Source organism: Chryseobacterium sp. Marseille-Q3244 (assembly GCF_940807095.1).
In the GTDB taxonomy this organism is placed as follows: Bacteria; Bacteroidota; Bacteroidia; order Flavobacteriales; family Weeksellaceae; genus Chryseobacterium.
Map to the genome: position 1 here is coordinate 174773 of NZ_CALNWX010000007.1, position 20197 is coordinate 194969.

The following is a 20197-nucleotide window of genomic DNA, read 5'->3' on the forward strand; positions in this document are numbered from 1 at the left end:
TTTATAATAAGATCTATTGTTTAGTGATTCTGCTGTGTCATTCTGACAAAAGAAGAATCTCATCTATAGCTTAGATTATTCCTTCATCAGAATGAAAATTATATATAAGCATTAGAAGCCTTATATAATGCAAAAAACCACACAAAAAGTGTGGTTTCTATCATTTTTAGTATAAATATTATTCTATAATGAATTTTTTAGTTAGTTTTTGTGTCCCATTTGGGAGAGTCAAAAAGTAAACCCCTTTTTCAAGATGACTTGTATTGATCTTTGTTCTTAATCCTTCTAATTTCTGTTGATGAACAGTTTTTCCTAACATATCTGTAATGGTAACTTCCATAGATGGTGTGAAATAATCAAGTTTTAATGTAATATGATCTTTTGCAGGATTAGGAAAAACATTTATCGTAGCTGTGACATCTTTCACAACCTCGCTAGTAGCCAATTGAATTTCCGGAGCAAGTTTTACAATCCAAACATCATCATTTCCGTTATTTACTGTTACATCGCCATTGTTTGAATTAGAGCCTCCGGCAATTATATATCCACCGTCTGTAGTTTGAATGACAGAATTCGCACTATCAACTCCCGATCCTCCAAAGCATTTTTGCCATTGAATATTTCCTGTAGGAGTAAGTTTTACAGCCCAATAATCATAAGAAAGAGGTATTTCTCCGGTACCTGATCCTGAAGGGGGATGATATCCTGTTACCTGACCATCATTTGAAGCGGTGCTTCCCACAACCAAATACCCACCATCAGTGGCTTGAATAATAGAAGAAGCCAAGTCAGCTTTGCTTCCACCCAAAGCTTTTTGCCATTGGATGTTTCCTGTTGCATCTATTTTTACAACCCAGTAATCAGTTCCGTCATGATTTTCTGTTACATCTCCATCATTAGAAAAAGCATGACCTGCTACAATAAAACCTCCATCTGAAGTTTTTACAATAGATGTTGCTAAATCCTGATGGGAACCACCTAAAGATTTTTTCCAATAAATCACTCCGCCATCAGAATTCAATTTTATGATCCAGTAATCTTTCCCTCCATGGTTTCCTGTTACATCACCATTGTTGTTTTCGGCATATCCGGCAACTACATACCCACCGTCTGTAGTTTGAACAACGGAAGTAGCTCTGTCATCTCCTGTTCCTCCTAAAGATTTTTTCCATTGGACATTTCCATCAGAATTTATTTTTACGATCCAATAGTCTATATACCCATTATTTCCGGGTACATCACCATTATTATTTGAAGAAGAGCTTCCCACAAATAGATATCCACCATCTGTTGTTGAGATCATTTTACTGATAGCATCATAATTGGTTCCTCCAAAAGCTTTTTTCCAATAAATAACTCCGGCATCAGAATTTAATTTTAAAGCCCATCCATCTGTAAATCCATGATTTCCTGTTATATCACCATTGTTTGATTCGGAAGTTCCGGCAACCACATATCCGCCATCTGCCGTTTGAATGATAGAGCTTGCATAGTCGTTTCCTGTTCCTCCCAAAGATTTTTGCCATTGAAGAGTTCCTGTTGCATTTAATTTTACGAGCCAGTAATCTGAATTTCCGTGATTTCCGGTTATATTACCATTATTTGAAGAAGAAGTTGCGGAAATCATATACCCCCCATCTGCTGTTTGAATGATAGAGCTTGCATAGTCACTTCCTGTTCCTCCTAAAGATTTTTGCCACTCTATAGCTGGAGCCTGTGCCATACTAAAGCCTGAGAAAAAGAGCCCAGCCAATACAGGCAGCGTTTTTTTGTAATTGAATTTCATGGTTTTTAGTTTATTGAATCTAGAAGCGCAAAAATAGGGTTTATCAAAGAATAAATACCGGTAATTCTATCATTTTTAGCAGGTGTTGTTAGATTTAGTTTGGTATATGAAATGATTTTTTTAAAGCCCATCAGTAAAATGTATCCGTTTTCAGGTAATATGTCTACCTGTTTTGAAAATGGGCGACTGTACATTTGTATCATAAAATAATCACAGTGTTAATCATTAAAAAACAAGTATTATGATTCAATCAGTAACATTCAAAAACCTTAACTGGGACGTAGCAGCAGATCTGTATTTCCCACCTAACTTTGACGAGAATAAAAAATATGCAGCCATCATCAGTGCTCATCCGATAGGAAGCTGCAAAGAACAGACTTCCGGAAATGTGTATGGACAAGCATTGGCAGATGCAGGATTTATAGTACTGGCATTTGATGCTTCATTTCAGGGTGCCAGTGGCGGAGACATCCGTTTCATTGAAGATCCTACATTAAGAGTGGAAGATTTCCGCTGTGCATGTGACTATCTTGTCACCCTTCCCTATGTAGATGAAAACCGTATTGGTGTTTTGGGTATTTGTGGTGGTGGTGGTTATGCCATCAATGCAGCAATGACAGAACGCCGTATCAAAGCTATAGGAAGCGTTACAGGGGTTAACTATGGAAGACTTTGGAGAGAAGCATTTGGAAACTGGAATCCTATTGACGCATTGGAAAAAATTGCAGAACAGCGTACTGCAGAAGTAAGAGGTGCTGAAAGATTGGTAGGTCAGTTTTTACCACCATCTGTGGAAGCTGGAAAAGCAGCAGGAATTAAAGATATTGATGTACTGGAGGCTACAGAATATTATAAGACCTCAAGAGGAGAAAAACCTCACGGAGCCACCAGTTATTTATATTCCCGAAGCAGCGCTGCGGTGGGCTGGGATGCTTTTCATCTGGCAGAAGTCTTATTGACACAGCCCTTGATGGTGATTATCGGAGATAGGCCAGGAGGTTTTGGAGCCTACAGAGACGGGCTGGAAATTATGAGAAGAGCCCGATCAGAGAAAAAAGAGCTTGTTATTGCGGAAGGATGGTCACATTACGAGCTGTATGACCAGCCGGAGCCTGTAAAAATTGCATTGGATAAATTGATTCCTTTTTATCAAGCAAATCTATAGTACAATTTTGGATCAGATGCTAAAAGTTGTGCTACAGTATATTGTATTAATTTTAAATTTAACGCAAAGTTTTTATTTAAATGCGTATCGATTCTGGTGAAGCGAATATTATCTATCTGCTTCATCGAATCAACAGAGTTGATTCCATCTTTGCTTCTTTAAAAATATAGCATAAGTGTTCTAAAATTTTGTGTTAAAAAATCATACAATAATTTTTTAGTCTGAGTATAAAGAATCGGCGGCCATAGCCCGCCGATTTCTTGTATCAATAATTATTTGTATTTAGGAGTGGTTAGAAAAGCCTTAATGCTTTAACTTAGAAATTCTTCACCAGTCCTATTCCTACTATTTTATTCTGATAGAAAGGCATAATCATTGTAGAACTTGAGAGGTTTTTAGCTTTACTTTTTCCACGCAGCATAGTATCGATCCTTGGGAAAAGCCAGTAGGCCAGTTCTGTGGATAGAATTCCAAACCCAGCACCTGCAACAACATCTCCCAGCCAATGTTTATCATTCAACATTCGATATACTCCTGTAAATATAGCGAACGGATATCCGGAAAGGCTGAGCCAGAAATTGGTATCCTTATATTCTCTGAACATAAACTGAGCTGAAGAAAAAGCCGTCGCAGAATGTCCGGAGGGAAAAGAAAGTGTGTTTGATCCATCGGGTCTCTCCTCTTTGACTAGATATTTTAAAGGCATAGTAAACGCTGCAGAAATCAGCTGTGAAGAAGCATAGATAATCGTTCGGTCTCTCAGGTTATGTTTTCCTTTTATTCCTATAGCATTCAATCCGTATACCATCACTGCAGGAGCATATTGGGTGTAATTATCCAGGTTCATTCGTGCCGGTTGATGTTCATTAATCTCTGTACGGGTAGAAAAATTAAGCTGTTTAAGCTTATCTGATGTTAAACCCGCTACTCCATAACTGATAAACACTGCAGGAATAATCAAACTTTTATAATTCAGTTTATTGGTATGGATAGCAGACAGGCTATCTTGCTTAGGCTCAACAATAATAGTATCATTATTCTGAGCATTGATTTTGCTAATAACTGAGGTGAAAACTAGTAGATAGATCAGTAATTTTTGACAGGACCTTTTCATTTGACGTAGATTGGTTTTAAATTAAAACTTATAACTGTATCCCAGTCTTACAACCTGGGTTTCGTAATAGTCATTGCTGGTATAGGCAAACCCCATCCCCTGAATATTTTTCTTAATAACCATAGTGTTGAGGAGATCTGAAGCATTTAAGAAAAGCTCTCCTTTTCCTTTCTGAATTGCTTTTTTCAATCCAATATCCATAGTGAATCTTGCTTTTATTTTTCCTTGAGGAATAACATCCGGTGCCAGATAAACTGCTGTAGCCTGAAGATTCAGCCCTTTTGAAAAACGAAAAATATTATTCAGCTTTATATTTCCGGACACTGCGGTTTGTCTATCAGCAGAAAATGTGTTAGGTTCAGGGTATAAATTTTGAACGGTAAAGGCATTGATCTGGTTGCGATAGATATTTCCATTGATATTGAATGAATATACATCAGAAACCTTTTGATTCCATATTGCTTCTAACCCTGTATTATAACTTTTGTCTGCATTTTGAAAGATGGCATAGATCAGATTACTGCCTGGTCCAATGCTGGAGATCCTGGTAATGGTTCCATTCGCAAAGCGGTGATACAGGGCAGAATATAAATATCCGTTATCCCAATTATATTTATATCCCAATTCAATGGAATTCGTAAACTGTGGTCTTAATGCCGGATTTCCAACCTTAATGATTTCGGCATCATCATATTTTGGAAATATTCTGATATCTACCTCATTCGGACGGTCTACTCTTCTGTTATAAAATACTGAAAACTTGTTACGATCGTTAAGTTTATAAGCTAATCTAAAATTGGGAAATGGCTGAGTATAATTATATCCATCACTTTTATAAGTAGGATGATTAGGGTTCACATCATATTCAATTTTTACGTATTCTAATCTTAATCCAAGTTCTGCTTCCCATTTTTCATTCTCAAAAATATAGTTTCCATAGACGGCCGGAATAAATTCTTTATAGTCCGCTTTACCCCCAGCCGATACATCCAGTACTGAATTTGCTCCGGGAATAAAGTTCATATTGGTAGGGATACTTCTGCTTCTCAGTTTAATTCCTGTTTCAATTCTTCCATATTTTAACGGCTTAATATAATCTACGTTGAAATCATATACCTGCTCATCTGACAAAAGTTTAAAAGCATCGGTTCCGGAAGAAGCAGGTAAGTAATTATCATAGAAGTATTTTTCATCTTCCCTGTGAAATGTATAATTGAATCCAACATTTAATAAATGACCTGCTTCTTTAAATTTATGCTGATAAGATGCACTTCCCATTATGGTTGTTTTCAGCTCATCTTCCAGAAATTGCCACAGACGAAGGCGTTGAGATTGATCTCCGTTAAAAAATGGCTGATCTCCACGGTCAATAATTTTTTCACTTCCGTACATTCCTGAAACCGTTAACGTATTGTGTTCATCAATATTCCAGTCTAATCCTGCTTTTGTAGTAAAGAAATTGGTATTTCTGTTCCTTTTCAGCTGAGAATTGATAACCGTTCCATCATCGTAAGTACGGGTTACAAATTCATTTTTATTCAGCGTTTCTGTGTATAAATTATCGGCTTGTAGAAATAGATTGACCTTATTTTTTCTATAGTTAAGGGAAAGAGACGGATTAATTTTAGGAGTCAATGTATATTGAGGTCTGATGGTTGATAAGTTCTCTTTTCTTACCCACAATGAACCCAGCCCTGTGGTAAAGCCTACTTTCCCGTTCCAGCCATTCTGTTTATTTTTCTTCATGATGATATTGATGATTCCGGCATTACCGTTGGCATCATATTTTGAAGAAGGATTGTTGATAATTTCAATTTTATCAATAGCTGAAGACGGAATATTATCAAGTCCTGTCTGGCTTCCAAATCCGGTAAGAGCGGTCTGCTTACCGTCAATAAGAACGGTTACCTTGTCATTTCCTCTCAATTGTACTTTTCCATCCTGTACAGTAATACCGGGAAGGTTCTGCATACTTTGCAGTACGGATCCTCCACTTTGGCTGATATTATCCGCTACAGAATACGTTTTTTTATCAAGCTTGTTATCCAGTTCATTTTTTTTAGAAGCAGATACCACTACTTCTTCGATTTTTGTTTCCTTTTCCTGTTTTCGATTAAGTTCTATTGTCGGAATCTCTAAAAACTCAGAAAGACTACCGATAAAAACAGATTGTCTGTATACATCATATCCTGCTACAGAAGTTTCCAGAAAATAATGATCAGGTTTTACCCCAGCAATAGAAAACCTTCCCTCTTCATTGGTAATCGTTCCGGCTACAAACGCTGTATCTTTTTCCTTTTTTAAAATAAGGTTGGCATAAGGAAGAGCTTCCTTATCCTTATTAGTCACTTTTCCGGAAAAAGTAACTGATGTGACTTGCGCTGTAATCATAGAAGAGATAGCAACAGTTGGGAAAAGTAAAAATTTCGATCTGTTCATTATATTTTGGGCTTTAATTACTTATTATTTATAGTATGGAATTTTAATTTTGAAAAGATGGTTTGTTGTTTTGTTTTCGCTGTGAAATAAAAATCATCACTGTCATTAAGGCAAGAGATACCAAAGAGGCATTAATGGTTCCCAGATCAAGCCCTCCTTTTGCAATCGGTTTGGTTAAAAGATCCCCAAAAGTAGCTCCAAAGGGTCTTGTAAATACAAAAGCAATCCAAAACAGAACGACATGATTGATCTTGGTAAAATAATGAAGCAGTACGACGATCAGGATGATAAGTCCGGTAATAAAAGCTCCGGTCATATATCCCAGTCCTAAATTATCACTCAGGAAATCTCCGAATGCAGTTCCAAGACTGTTAGAGAACAATATGGCTGTCCAGTAATAGAATTCTTTATTTCTTTCAGAAATGGGATATACTTCAAGGGTATGATATTTTTTATACCATAAAAAAAGTGAAAATAAGAGCCCGGAAAGAAGTATTAAACTACCAGCTAGATACCCGGCTTTCAATGTTCTGTCAATAAAATCTGAAATTTCTGTTCCCAGTGTAGTCGTTGCGATGATCACCAGCCAGTATACTGCCGGAATATATTTTTTGACACTGAGCTGTATGGATAATATAAAAATAAAAAAGAATAAGGTGATGAGAATTCCTTTAGCATAACCCAAATTCAAGGTCATGGAAATAAAATCTCCAAGGGTTTCTCCTAAGGTGGTCGCTACAATTTTCATAAGCCAGAAAAGTATAGTGACTGCTGCTACTTTGTTTGCGGTTCTCATTGTATCTATTTTTATTGGGGCCAACCTTCAAAAGGTTAAGTTTTGTACACTTTTCTATTTCCTAACACACATTAATTGTTTTAAGACTTCGTGAAAATCAAATTTATTCGTTCATTCGTGGCAGATAAAAACTATACTGATTGATAATACAACCTGTGTCATCAGCAAAATCTGCGAGAGAATTTATCACATTCTATCTTTAATGATAAAATGCTTCATCATCATGTTTCTATATCGTTAAGCCTTATACTTTGTAAGCACATTGTCTTTATAACAATAAAATTCATGAGAGGTCTTTTTTCCTAATACATATACTTTCTCAACATGAACTTCATCATAATGTTCCATGAGTGTATGATACTGTTCTTTCAGATGTCCGGACAATTCGTCAGGTTGCACACTCTTTTCTATTTCTATTCCTCCTTGAGCTTTATATTCCATAACCACACGCGTGTTTCTCCAGGACATGGTGTAAACATTTTTATTTGTTGTAGATGAAGAGTTGATCTCAATTTGATCCTGCTGAACAATTTTTCCCGATGTGCTTGTAAATAAAGTAATTCCAGAAATTACCATGGCACCGTATCCTATCTTTTTAAACAAGTTTTCACTAAGGTGAGGCAGAATATATTTCACGGTATAAGAAGAAACAATAGCAGCTACTGCAATGGCAATTCCCAGCCATAGAGCCATATTAGAATATAATCCTAATGAAATATAAATGATAAGCTTAATAAGGTGAAGAAAAATTTCATTGGCGGCACGGGTGGCTACAATTTCTTCTTTTTTAAGTCCGAACTTTAGATAAAAACGGTTAAAAAGCAATCCTACAGCGCCTGTGATTCCCGAAATGAAACCTGCAGAAAAACCAATAAGTGCCAATGCCGATTTTGGATATTCTTTTCCAGTTTCCTCAGTTTTGTTTTTAGAAGCAAAGAGTTGTGGCACATTGGCAATCAGGAAGAATGCTACGATTAACTGCAGATAATTAGGGTTTACATATTTAATCAAATAAGCACCCAACAGCACTGCTGGAATAGAAAATGGAACAAACCATAAAAATATTTTCCAGTTGATATGCTGCTTAAATACTGCAATACGGGAAGCTGAACTGGTAAACGTTCCGATTGTTAAAGAAAAAGGAACTAACGAGGTAGGAAGCAAAAGATTCAGGATCGGAATCAGAATGAGACTTGCACCGCCTCCACAGATAGCGCTGATCCAGAATGCAAGAATGGTTCCTGCGAATAAAAGGGCAATTTTTAAAATCATTTCTAAATAAAATTTACACTTCAGTACGTATATATTTTCAGTACAAAGATGCCAACCGATTTAGAATTAATTTTGAATTTTTAGATTGTAAATGTTAAGAAAATGATAAACTGACAGAAAAAATATGATAGCCGTTTTCAAACCTGTAGCTGATGATCCAGTGATGAAATTTACAGATTTCCTGGATGATAGATAAACCTAGCCCACTTCCATTACTATCCGCTGATAATTTTGAAAAACGTTTAAATAATAATTCTTCATCCAGTTGTTGAGTTCCCGAATTGGAAACTTCAAAGACAGAATCCGTTAACCTTATTGAGATCATTCCATTAGGAGTGGTATGTCGGATAGCATTGATGATAAGATTATTAATCATAACCTCAGTGAGACTGCTATTACCATTTACCTTAACATTAAAGGCTATATTTTTCTCCAGAGCTATATTTTTCTGCTCAAAATGTTCTTCAAGAATATCAATACTTTGTGTTAGGATATGGTCAAATGAAATACTTTCAGAATTATCAAACTGATGATTGTCTATTTTGGCAAGCAACAATAAGTTCTTATTAATACGGGAACTTCTGGTAAGTGCTTTATTCATATCCTCCACAATGCGGTATTGCTTTTCAGTAAGATCCTGATCCTGCAGCAAAAGATCCAGCTTGTTTTTAATAATGGCAAGTGGAGTCTGTAGTTCATGAGACGCGTTTTCCGTAAACTCTTTTTGAGTTTTATAGACAGAGATATTACGTTCTATCAGTTTTTGAACAGATTGATTCAGTTCCTGAAATTCTGTGATATCAGATGTTGGGAAATCTATTTTACTCTGGCTGTTAAGATTAAAGGTTTTTAGCTGGTTAAGAGTGCTTCTGAAAGGTTTCCAGATAGATGCGGAGAACTTTCTGTTCAGGTAAAGAATTCCTACCAATATTACTACAAAGAAGAATACCGTGACCATTGCAAGGATCCCAATTGTTTCATGAGACTCTTCAATATTGGTTTCTACAGTAAACAGATAAGGTTTATCATGGATATATACTACCTTTTTCAGGCATCGATAACGTTCTTTTTTTTGCTCAGAGATAAATGGCAGATGTTTTTCTGTAATATAAACACTGTCTTTCTTTATTTGATCTTTGGTAATTCTCTCAATATCGGTTTCAGGCTGAATATGATTCCAAAGATCTATACTCTGTTCCAGTTTTTCATCGGAAAGCTGTAAATGATTGAATTTATAGGCCGTTTTCTCTACAATAATCTGATTATGTTCATCCAGTTCATCCTGCCAGATGGTATCCACTACAAAATAATACACAGGAATACTTATCATCAGAACGATAAGGACGTAGATGATAAAAGGTTTGGTGGTTTTGCTAAGTAGAGGTTTCAAATGGTGTAGTTCAAGGTTTAATATTTAACATGTAAAGTTGGTGTACTTTGACATGGAGATCTATTTTTACTGTATGCAATTTAGTATTTTATTGGTTGTGATCTTACCCGTTAAAAGGTTGAAAATATTTTATTATTTTTTCACTTTGAATGGAGCTGGAAACTTATTTTTTAGATCCCAAATCACGAACCATGAATCCTGCGACTCATTTAAGCTTCCCACTTATACCCCGTCCCGTAGACCGTTTTAAGATAATGCCCACATCCCGCATCATATAATTTTTTCTTGAGGTTTTTTACATGAGCATATACAAAATCATGATTATCAAGCATATCGGCAAAGTCACCAGAGAGATGTTCTGCGAGAGTACTTTTAGAGATTACTTTGTTCTTATTCCCTATAAAATAGATTAAGAGATCAAATTCTTTTTTGGTTAAAGAAATAATTTCATCATTTACTGCTACTGTTTTTGCCAGAAGGTCAATCTGAAGTTCATTTTGCTTTACAACATTGGAACTGCTGAACTGTTTTCTACGAATAATGGAATAGACTCTTGCCATCAGCTCAGAAAGGTGAAAAGGCTTGGTAAGATAATCATCCGCTCCCAATTTTAAACCTTCAATCTTGTCATCCAGAGCATTTTTGGCAGATATGATAATAACACCGTCCTGTTTATTTTGCTTCTTTAATTCCTCCAGAATCTTAAGCCCATTTCCATCGGGCAGCATAATATCCAATAAGATACAGTCGTACTCGAACATATCTATTTTGGTCATGGCTTCACTGAAAGTAGCAGCATTTTCACAGAGATAATTTTCCACAGATAAATATTCGGAAATACTCTTGGCGAGTTCTGCTTCGTCTTCAATAATTAGAATTTTCATGCGATAAATCTATGATTAAATTTTGAAGAAATTTTGAATTTCCAACAAAATAAGCCTGAGAATACATTGAATGAAAAACAAATTGATGTTCTATTGAGGAACCTCTGCTTTTTCATAAATCAATCCTTCTGCTTTCAATTCTTGCCAAAAACCAAGAGGAATCTGAGTGTGCAGTGCTTCCAGATTACTCTGTACCTGTGCAGGTTTACTGGCACCGGGAATAATAGAAACAAAATCCTCTGAAGCAAGTACAAAATGAAGAGCTGCATCAACAATATTGATTTTATATTTCTCTGCAATGACCATTATTCTTGCCCGTTTTTGTTCCATACCTTTTGGAATCACATCTGTATAATTATACCGTTCACGTCCTGTAATATATCCGGAATTGTATCCTGCTCCAGAAACCAGTTTTACTCCTGCTTTTTTTACTGCCGGAAGAAGTCTGTCCACTGCATCTTCATGTTCCAATATAGAGTATTGGGTAGCAGAAAGGCAAATATCAGGGTCTGCAGATTCAATACAGTCTAGAATAGGCTCAATTTTATTGACTCCCATTCCCCATGCTTTGATAACTCCCTGATCCCTCAATTCGGAAAGAGTTTTAAAAGCTCCTTCTCTAGCCTGCTTCAAGAAATAAGGATAGCGGTCACCTACCTGATCTTCAGACAGGTCATGAATGTAAACAATATCGATATGGCTTAATCCGGTTCTTTGCAGACTCTCTTCAATAGATTTTTTTACAGCATCTGCAGTATAATTATGTTCGAAATCAAAGTTCAGAGGATTTTTCCACATGGTAGGCGGTACCTCAGATTCAGGAACCTGATGAAAGAGTCTTCCTACTTTTGTGGAAAATATAAATTCATTATGACCCTGATTTTTAAGAAAATCTCCAAATCTTCTTTCACTTTTGGTGAGCCCATACCAGGGAGAGGTATCATAATACCTAATTCCTGAATTCCAGGCAGTTTGAAGAATATTATGAGCTTCTTCATCCGTTATATTTTCAAAAGCAGTACCTATAGCAACTCCTCCTATTCCTAACCTGTGTTTGTCTGTTAAAAGCGGCATTTTCATATTAAAATATTTTTATGGTGTTATCTATACCGCTGCAAACATCATGCAGACCTCAAAAGAAAAAGTAAGTTCTATCATTGAAATCCTTTCTATTATAGAGATATTGGGATTTCTTATATTATGTTAAATATTTTATGTTTTGAAGCCTTTGGTCTTGTTCTTGAATGAATTAGACTACACCACTTCAATATCCACTTAATATGAAAAAGCATGTTCTAATCGTAGGAGGAGGGTTTGCAGGTATTAATCTTATCAAATCCCTCAGGAGCGACAACAGATTCAAAATTACCCTGGTTGATAAAAATAATTATCCCTTCTTTCCACCATTGATTTATCAGGTGGCAACCTCTTTTATAGAAGCCTCCAATATCAGTTATCCTTTCCGGAAACTATTTTCCAATAATAGAAATGTAAAATTTCATATGGGGAGCCTGATCAGGATCAAAACTGACGAAAGAATTATAGAAACAGATACAGGAACTTTGTCTTATGATTATCTTGTTCTGGCTTTAGGTACGGAATCTAATTTCTTCGGAATGGAAAATGTGAGAAAGCATGCTCTTCCAATGAAGAATATAGAAGAGGCGCTCTATCTGAGAAACCATATCTTGTTAACCCTTGAAGAAGCCGCCCGCAATAAGGATGTAAAACAAGCTGAAAAGCTTCAGAATATCGTCATTGCCGGTGGTGGTCCTACAGGTGTTGAACTTGCAGGAATGCTGGCTGAAATGGGAAAATACATTGCCCAGAAAGAATATCCGGAAATAAAATTTGGACTTTCCCATCTCTATTTGGTAGATGCCCTTCCTTCTCTCCTTTCTCCTATGAGCGATATGGCCAAGGAAACTGCTTATAAAAAGCTCACAGAGCTGGGAGTGAAAATTATTCTGAATGTAGCTGTGAAGGATTATGTAGATGGTAAAGTTATTTTAAGTGATGGTAAAACAATTGAAACAGAAACCCTGATTTGGACATCCGGAGTAATCGGTCGTGAAGTTGCTGGATTGCCCGAAAAAAGTATTGGTAAAGGAAGACGAATATTGGTAGATGCTTACAATAAAGTAGATGAAATGGAAAATGTCTATGCATTAGGAGATATTTGCCTTATGCTTTCTGAAGAAAAATATCCTAACGGGCACCCTCAGCTTGCTCAGGTAGCCATCCAGCAGGGGAAAAATATTGCAGAAAACTTTAAGAGGATAGAAGATGAAAAAGTATTGAAGTCTTTCCAATATAATGATAAAGGAAGTATGGCTATTATTTCGAAATATAATGCTGTAGTGGATCTTCCGAAGCATTCTTTCAAAGGATTTATAGCTTGGCTTACCTGGCTTTTTATCCATATTATTCCTTTGGTTGGATTTAAAAATAAACTTCAACTGGCTTTTGACTGGTTCCGTTTATTTATAACGAATAATCCATCTATCAGACTGATTTTGTATCCCAAAAGAAATACGGATAATGGTTCTTCCTGAATCCAAATAAAATGAATCACACTTAAATATATTGATATGAAAAATAGTAGAAAACCTCCATTTTTTGGAGAAACAGTTGTCATTACCGGAGCATCAAGCGGAATTGGCAAGGCCACAGCAGAAGCCTTTGCCGAGCAGGGAGCTGATCTTGTTCTTGCAGCCCGTAATGAAGAAGCTTTGAAAGAAACTGCAGAAATATGCAGAAGCCTGGGTGTTACTGTTATCACTGTTCCTACTGATGTTTCTGTAGCGGAAGAAGTAGCCCATCTTGTGAATGAAGCCATTCAGTTCAGTGGTAAAATTGATTATTGGGTGAATAATGCAGGAGTACTGGCATTTGGAAAATTTGAGGAAATTCCAGTAGATGTTACCGATCAGATTGTTAAAACAAATCTTTTAGGATATATGCATGCAGCTCATGCGGTACTTCCCGTTTTTAAACGGCAGAAAAAAGGCGTATTGCTTAATAATATTTCGATCGGCGGATGGATGCCGGCTCCTTATGGAGCAGCTTATACTGCTTCAAAATACGGGATCCGGGGAATGACTGAAACATTGCAGGGAGAAGTGTCAGATTTTCCGGATATCCATATTTGTGCGTTGTATCCCGGTTTCCAGAAATCTTCAGGAATAGAACATGCCGCTAATTATTCAGGAATCAAACTCAGTACTCCTCCTCCATCATTTGACCCAAGAAAACTGGCCGCTTCTATTGTAAGAACAGCAAAAAATCCTACTGAAGCATCTTATCCGGACTGGTCAGCAGTGGCTTTTAAAAGTATTTATGAAATTTTTCCCGGTGTTGTTCGGTATGTTTCTTCAGCAGCAATGCGAATGGTAATGAAGAAAGCCAATAAAGATGAAAAATCAAAAGGAAATGTATTAGAACCCTCCAAAGGAAATATGGGAATTGATGGAAAATCACTGTTCACTATTTCTGCAAAACCATTGATATGGACTGCCGCCGGAATTTTAGGAATAGCAGCTGCCAAATTTCTGTTTTCAGGAATGTCTAGAAAAATTAATGAAGCTCAGTAACAGCATATAAATCAGCTGTAATAAGGGATGTGAAAATCAATATTACAGCTGGTTTTTAATAGATTAAATGAGTAATTTAAGATATTCTGAATAGAAAATAAGAATCTTTTCCTGATCTTAGGGAAGTTTTTAAAACGTGTTTTGGGTAAGTTTCTCTAAGATATTTCATAAATTTACACAGCAGTTTCAAATTGAGGCTCGCATTAAAATTCTTCCCAGGTGAAAATTCACAACAAAAAAAAGTACCTAAGTTTTCTAAAATTTAAAAGAGATTTCCAAAAATATGGACTGGAAAAAGCACGCAGTTATGAGCTTATTCTGCATTGGCTAAACAATAGGTTGAGCCGGAATCAGTTTCTTGTGCTTTCCGGAATCCTGGTTGGATGTACAGCAGGTTTAGCCGGAGTTATTCTGAAAACACTGGTACATAATATTCACTATTTTATTACCAATAAAGTTCATTTTGAATATCAGATCCTATTCTATATCGTTTTTCCGTTTTTAGGAATTGTTCTGACCACAATGATTGTTTTAACATTGTTTAAAGGCCAGGATAGAAAAGGAATTGGAGCAATACTGTACGAAATTGCTCAAAATTCAAGCATCGTAGCTTCTGTAAAAATGTACTCACAGGTGATCCAAAGTGCAGTTACCGTTGGACTGGGAGGTTCTGCCGGACTGGAAAGTCCCATTGCGGTTACCGGAGCTGCCATAGGATCAAATTATGCACAGACTTACCGACTCAATTATAAGGAACGTACATTATTACTGGCAGCGGGAGCCACAGCCGGAATAGCTTCAGCTTTCAATGCACCTATCGCCGGAATCATGTTTGCCTTTGAAATTCTCCTGACTGGAGTGGTTTTTACAGACTTTATTCCATTGGTCGTTGCAGCAGTTTGTGGAAGCCTTTTGTCCAGGATACTGCTTCAGGAGGATGTCCTTTTCAGATTTTATACCAGAGAAGCTTTTAACTATAAAAATTTGCCTTATTATCTTATTTTAGGCCTTGTAACAGGACTCTATGCAAGATATTTTGTGATTATCTCCCAAAAAGTGGAGCATTTTATAAAAGGACTTAAGCTTTCAAAAATGCGTAAAGCCATGTTTGGAGGAGCTGTTCTTTCCCTGCTTTGTGTACTTTTCCCTCCTTTATTTGGTGAAGGATATGAAACGGTGAAGGCTTTTACCAACGGAAATACACATTCAATTATAGAAAACAGCTTTTTCAGGTATTTTGAAATTGGAGATTGGACGATTATAGTTTTTTTGGTACTCGTACTGCTATTAAAAGCTTTTGCTACTTCATTCACCATATTCAGTGGCGGAAATGGAGGGAATTTTGCTCCTTCTCTTTTTGCCGGTGGAACCTTAGGGTATTTATTTGCATTGGTCTGCCAGCATATTGGATTTACAGATGTCCCGGTTACCAATCTTGTTCTGGTAGGAATGGCCGGAGCCATGAGTGGCGTGATGTATGCCCCACTTACAGCAATATTCCTGATCGCAGAATCCAGCTTTGGATATGATCTGTTTATTCCTTTGATGATTGTTTCCATCATTTCATATCTTATTGCCAAATGGTTCTCTCCTATTTCTCCGGAATTGAAATCCCTGGCAGATGAAGGAAAGATATTTACCAATAAACATGATAAAAACTTACTTTTTGCTCTAAGAACAGAGGATTTTATCGATAAATATTCTCAGACGATTCAGGAAAATGCTTCTATTACAGACCTCTTTGAATTGGTAAAGAACGGAGATAAAAATATTTTTGCTATCGTAGATGAGACCAGAGCATTAAAAGGTGTTTTAACGCTGGATGATATCAGGCCGTATCTTTTTAATAAAGAAATTGACACTACCCAAACGGTTGCTCAGATTATCAAGGCTCCTCCTGCGATAGTCCATCCTGAAAATAAGCCTCTTCAAATCCTTCAAATTTTTGATGACACCGGAGTATGGAATCTTCCTGTTGTCAATGAAAACAATGTTTTTATTGGGTTTATTTCCAAGTCTTCTATTCTGATGAGTTATAGAAAATTGTTGAAAGAGTATTCAGATTAAAGAGTTAAACCACCTTTCAAACAGTAGTAGTACCTTAAAATAAGTTATTGTTAAAAACTTTTATGCCTTCTGCGTTAAAAAATAAATCCGTTCAATACTGAACGGATTTTTTAATCTAATAATGAAGTTTAAAAATTAATGGCTCACTTTATTAAGCAAGTCAATATCTTCCTGATCTAAAGTAAGTTTCGGAGCGTTGAATAACGTTTCAAGTTGTGAAGAACTGGTAGCACTTACAATAGGTGCAGTAATCAATGGATTGGATAACAGCCATGCTAAAGCCACTGTCCCCTGATTGCTATGATGTTTTTCACTCACCTGATCCAGTGCTTTTAACACTTCTGTTCCTTTTGGATTTAAATATTTTCTTACCCCTTCTCCTCGTGCACTTTTGGCAAGATCTGCTTCATCACGATATTTCCCGGTTAAGAATCCTGCTGCCAGTGACCAATAAGGAAATACACTCAGATCAAATTGTTCAACTAAAGGAGCATAGTTTTTTTCAAAACCTTCTCTTTCCAATAAATTATAATGGGGTTGTAATGCAACATATTTAGGAAGGTTATTCTTTTCAGAGGCTTCAAAGGATGCTTTTAAACGTTCAGGAGAAAGGTTAGATGCTGCGATATAACGTACTTTTCCAGCTTTGATAATTTCATCATAGGCAGAAAGTGTTTCTTCTACCGGAGTGGTATGATCGTCAAAATGCGTATAATAAAGATCAATATGATCAGTTTGAAGTCTTTGCAGAGACTCATCTACAGACCTTAAAATATGTTTTTTACTGATATCGTAGCCATGCTCCTTCGTCTCAGAACCTACTTTGGTAGCCAGAACAATATCCTTACGGTTGTTACGGCTTTTCATCCATTTTCCGATGATCTCTTCAGATTGTCCACCTCTTCCGTTTACCCACCATGAATAGGTGTCTGCGGTATCTACAAAATTGAATCCGGCTGCTGTAAACTGATCCAGGATATCAAAGGATTGTTTTTCGTCCAGTGTCCATCCGAAAACATTTCCTCCGAAATTAATAGGAGCTACTTCTAAATCCGTGTTTTTGATCTTTCTTTTTTCCATAAAAATAATTTTACTAACTGAAATCTAAGGTAGCAAATATTATTCTTCATCACTATTCAAAATAGCCATATGCTCTATAGTTATTATAAATGAAAAAGCCGATGATTCCTCATTTATTTTGCAGAATGCGATAATAAAAAAACAGTCTTATAGAAGACTGTTTCTGCTGTAATTGTTGGATTAACGTAAAGGCACAAGTTTTATCTGTATTGTGTATTTTTTTTACACAAGATAACTCTAGTATTCTTTTCGTACTAATTCTATGTGACTTTGTGGTTAAATTTTTAAAACCACATAGAGACATAGAGTTATGCAAGCTAATTCAAGTAAATAAAATAATTAATCCATTCATTGTGGTGTATTTTTCAAACTATCTGCGAGATAATCTATTGCTTTTCAATCTGAGGAATTTCAAGTGCTATCAGAATTTGTCTGTATTCCTGTAATTGAAGATTAATCGTTTGTAATCCTTGTTTAAAGAATGCAGATGTGTTGAATAGGTTTTGATAATATTCTACTCCCTCCAGCATATTCTTTTTGAATGCATTCCATTTCTTTGTTTGAGACTGGGTAATTTGTATGGAAGTGTTTTCGATTTCCTTTTTCAGATACTCTACATACATTTTCAGTTCATTGATGAACATATTAGGACGGTTGTTATCAGGCAGAATATTGGTATTGCCATAAATATGTTTTACCATTTCCGAAAGAGAAACTTCTTTATCAAAAAAGGCAATATTGGGTCCCGGACAGATGACAACACCTTGCTTTTCGCCCTTAATCTCTATTCCCTGTTCCATGTAAGCAGCGTTTACAAGTCCTACACAAAGACAGGCTTTATCTGTAATTTCAGTTTTTTTCTTTTCAAACTCTTCTGTAGAAAGTGTTTCTTTCTGATGATAAAGTTCGTTCAACTTCATATCCTGATATTTCTTAGAAGCAGTACAGGTGCCTTCAGGAGAATATTCTTTGCTTAATGCTAATAATTTCTTTGGACATGAGCTTCCATACCTTCCTTTGGCTTCTTTCTGCTGTTTTAATAATTCGTTAGAAGTTCCTTTTATAGTGTTGAAAGGAACACCCAAAGGTGAAATTTGGCTTAGGTAAAAATCATTTTCCTTAGCATTTAAAAGAAGATTTCTGGTCTCGGTATCTACAGAAGTGGCTTCAGGAACTAATAAAAATGGAGAGCCCCATCCCACACTGTCTACGTCATAATTGGACAATAAAAAATCATGTTCTTCAGAAGTACCTACACCTCCCTGTACGGTAATTTTCATTTCTAAAGGTTTGGAGACAACAGGTTTGCCTTTTTGCTCTAATGCACTTATCATTAATGAATGAGCAGACTGGATCAGATCATTCTTTTTCTGTCTGAATTCTTCCATAATAGGTCCCAAAAGCATTCCTTCTGTAGCAAATGCATGGCCTCCGCAGTTTAATCCTGATTCTATTCTGTATTCTGAAACCCATAAGCCTTTTTTAGCCAGAAAATTTCCCTGAATCATCGCAGAGCGGAAATCACTTACTTTAAGAATGATTTTCTTTTTCAGAATTCCGTTTTCATCAGGGAAAAAATCATCAAATTCTTCCATGTAACTGTACAGACGGGGATTCATTCCTGCCGAAAGAACCATTGAGGAAGATAATTTACTCTTTGCAAATCCACGCAGCGAAGCATGAGCATCATTGTACATTACAGGAAGTTGCTCGTTCTTTTTATAGTTGTCTTTATCAACTTTTGTCATGATATTGACATCAATACTTCCGGGTAGCAGATTTGTTTCAATAAAGTGTTTGATACTGTCACTCCAGTTATCTTTTTGTACAATAAGGTTTTGAAGACTGTTTTTCAGATCTGAAGTATTGGGTAACATGGCCACAAAGTCTTTCAGTGCCTCTTTATTTTTACTGATTTCCTGTTTGAAAGCTTCGAATTTTTCATTCACGATATCATCTACCATATCCAGATAAGCAGTAATTCTTTTGGCTCTGTAATCCTCTGTTTTTGTTGAAATTCCAGAATAATCAAGATTAAACTTTTTGTTGTAAAAGTTTTTCATTTTTTCCAGAATTTCATCGTCAATGATGGAAATCACAGAAGAAATTCCATATTGTGCAACGCGGATCGGGCTGTCTATGGTATAAGCCAATCCCATTACCGGAATATGGAAATTGTGTAACGGTTTAGTTGTCATTATGTTTCAATAAAAGTTCTTTACTTAATGCAACTAAAAATTCTTTCAACTAATTCACTGCTTAAAAGTATTGCTTTTTTAATTAATTATGCATTAAATAGTATCTGTAATATTGAAAATATGCTAAAAATCATTTTATCAGGGTGTTATTTCTTCAAAAATGCATAAATATTATAGACTTTGTCCAAACAGTATTTTTGCCACTTTTCCTACTACAATATTCTATGTGACTATGTGGTTTAAATAATAATTTAATTTTTACCCCATAGCCATATAGAGTTTACACATAAATTAAAATTATTCGTGAATTCGTGGCGATAAAAACATAACAATCATCCGCGTAATCAGTAAAATCTAGTACGGTATTAGTATAAAAAAAGGTTTCATTTACTTAGTAAACAAAACCTTTTCTA

The 20197-nt window shown here is 35.9% G+C and carries 14 protein-coding genes; 4 read left to right on the top strand and 10 right to left on the bottom strand.

Going from position 1 to position 20197, the window contains the following annotated elements; all coding sequences use genetic code 11:
• Nucleotides 1-178: 178 nt before the first annotated feature.
• The gene (locus tag NBX25_RS14360; RefSeq protein WP_250254136.1) at nt 179-1786 is read right to left on the bottom strand and encodes a T9SS type A sorting domain-containing protein; all 1608 of its coding nucleotides are present in this window, start codon (nt 1784-1786) and stop codon (nt 179-181) included.
• Between the two features lie 241 nt (nt 1787-2027).
• Between NBX25_RS14360 and NBX25_RS14365 the strand changes: the two genes are divergently transcribed.
• Nucleotides 2028-2951 (top strand): alpha/beta hydrolase, encoded by a 924-nt coding sequence (locus NBX25_RS14365; protein ID WP_250254137.1) that lies wholly within the window; start codon nt 2028-2030, stop codon nt 2949-2951.
• Nucleotides 2952-3267: 316 nt separating this feature from the next.
• Here the strand turns inward: NBX25_RS14365 and NBX25_RS14370 are convergent, their stop codons facing one another.
• From NBX25_RS14370 to NBX25_RS14400, 7 genes are all read right to left on the bottom strand, one after another.
• Nucleotides 3268-4065, bottom strand: coding sequence for a phosphatase PAP2 family protein (locus NBX25_RS14370; RefSeq protein ID WP_250254138.1), 798 nt, complete (start codon nt 4063-4065; stop codon nt 3268-3270).
• A gap of 21 nt (nt 4066-4086) precedes the next feature.
• Nucleotides 4087-6504 (bottom strand): TonB-dependent receptor domain-containing protein, encoded by a 2418-nt coding sequence (locus NBX25_RS14375; RefSeq protein ID WP_250254139.1) that lies wholly within the window; start codon nt 6502-6504, stop codon nt 4087-4089.
• Nucleotides 6505-6547: 43 nt separating this feature from the next.
• A complete protein-coding gene (locus tag NBX25_RS14380) occupies nt 6548-7300 on the bottom strand; it encodes a COG4705 family protein (RefSeq protein ID WP_250254140.1) in 753 nt (250 codons plus the stop codon).
• A gap of 237 nt (nt 7301-7537) precedes the next feature.
• Nucleotides 7538-8572 carry a sulfite exporter TauE/SafE family protein gene (locus NBX25_RS14385; protein WP_250254141.1) on the bottom strand — a complete coding sequence of 345 codons (1035 nt, stop codon included), beginning with the start codon at nt 8570-8572 and terminating at the stop codon, nt 7538-7540.
• Nucleotides 8573-8666: 94 nt separating this feature from the next.
• Nucleotides 8667-9962, bottom strand: coding sequence for a sensor histidine kinase (gene porY / locus NBX25_RS14390; RefSeq protein ID WP_250254142.1), 1296 nt, complete (start codon nt 9960-9962; stop codon nt 8667-8669).
• A gap of 209 nt (nt 9963-10171) precedes the next feature.
• Nucleotides 10172-10846, bottom strand: a complete 675-nt coding sequence (locus tag NBX25_RS14395) for a response regulator transcription factor (protein ID WP_123855891.1) — start codon at nt 10844-10846, stop codon at nt 10172-10174.
• A 90-nt stretch (nt 10847-10936) separates the two neighbouring features.
• Nucleotides 10937-11926: an aldo/keto reductase gene (locus NBX25_RS14400; protein WP_250254143.1), complete on the bottom strand. Its 990-nt coding sequence runs from the start codon at nt 11924-11926 to the stop codon at nt 10937-10939.
• 200 nt (nt 11927-12126) lie between these two features.
• Between NBX25_RS14400 and NBX25_RS14405 the strand changes: the two genes are divergently transcribed.
• From NBX25_RS14405 to NBX25_RS14415, 3 genes are all read left to right on the top strand, one after another.
• The gene (locus NBX25_RS14405; RefSeq protein ID WP_250254144.1) at nt 12127-13401 is read left to right on the top strand and encodes an NAD(P)/FAD-dependent oxidoreductase; all 1275 of its coding nucleotides are present in this window, start codon (nt 12127-12129) and stop codon (nt 13399-13401) included.
• Between the two features lie 36 nt (nt 13402-13437).
• Entirely contained in the window at nt 13438-14439 is a 1002-nt protein-coding gene (locus NBX25_RS14410) for an SDR family oxidoreductase (RefSeq protein WP_250254145.1), read from the top strand.
• A 219-nt stretch (nt 14440-14658) separates the two neighbouring features.
• A complete protein-coding gene (locus tag NBX25_RS14415; protein ID WP_250254146.1) occupies nt 14659-16506 on the top strand; it encodes a chloride channel protein in 1848 nt (615 codons plus the stop codon).
• A 135-nt stretch (nt 16507-16641) separates the two neighbouring features.
• On the opposite strand, the gene NBX25_RS14420 is transcribed toward NBX25_RS14415, so the two are convergent.
• Both NBX25_RS14420 and NBX25_RS14425 read right to left on the bottom strand, forming a co-directional pair.
• Nucleotides 16642-17586, bottom strand: coding sequence for an aldo/keto reductase (locus tag NBX25_RS14420; RefSeq protein ID WP_250254147.1), 945 nt, complete (start codon nt 17584-17586; stop codon nt 16642-16644).
• 386 nt (nt 17587-17972) lie between these two features.
• Nucleotides 17973-19784 carry a hypothetical protein gene (locus NBX25_RS14425; RefSeq protein ID WP_123911463.1) on the bottom strand — a complete coding sequence of 604 codons (1812 nt, stop codon included), beginning with the start codon at nt 19782-19784 and terminating at the stop codon, nt 17973-17975.
• Nucleotides 19785-20197: the final 413 nt, after the last annotated feature.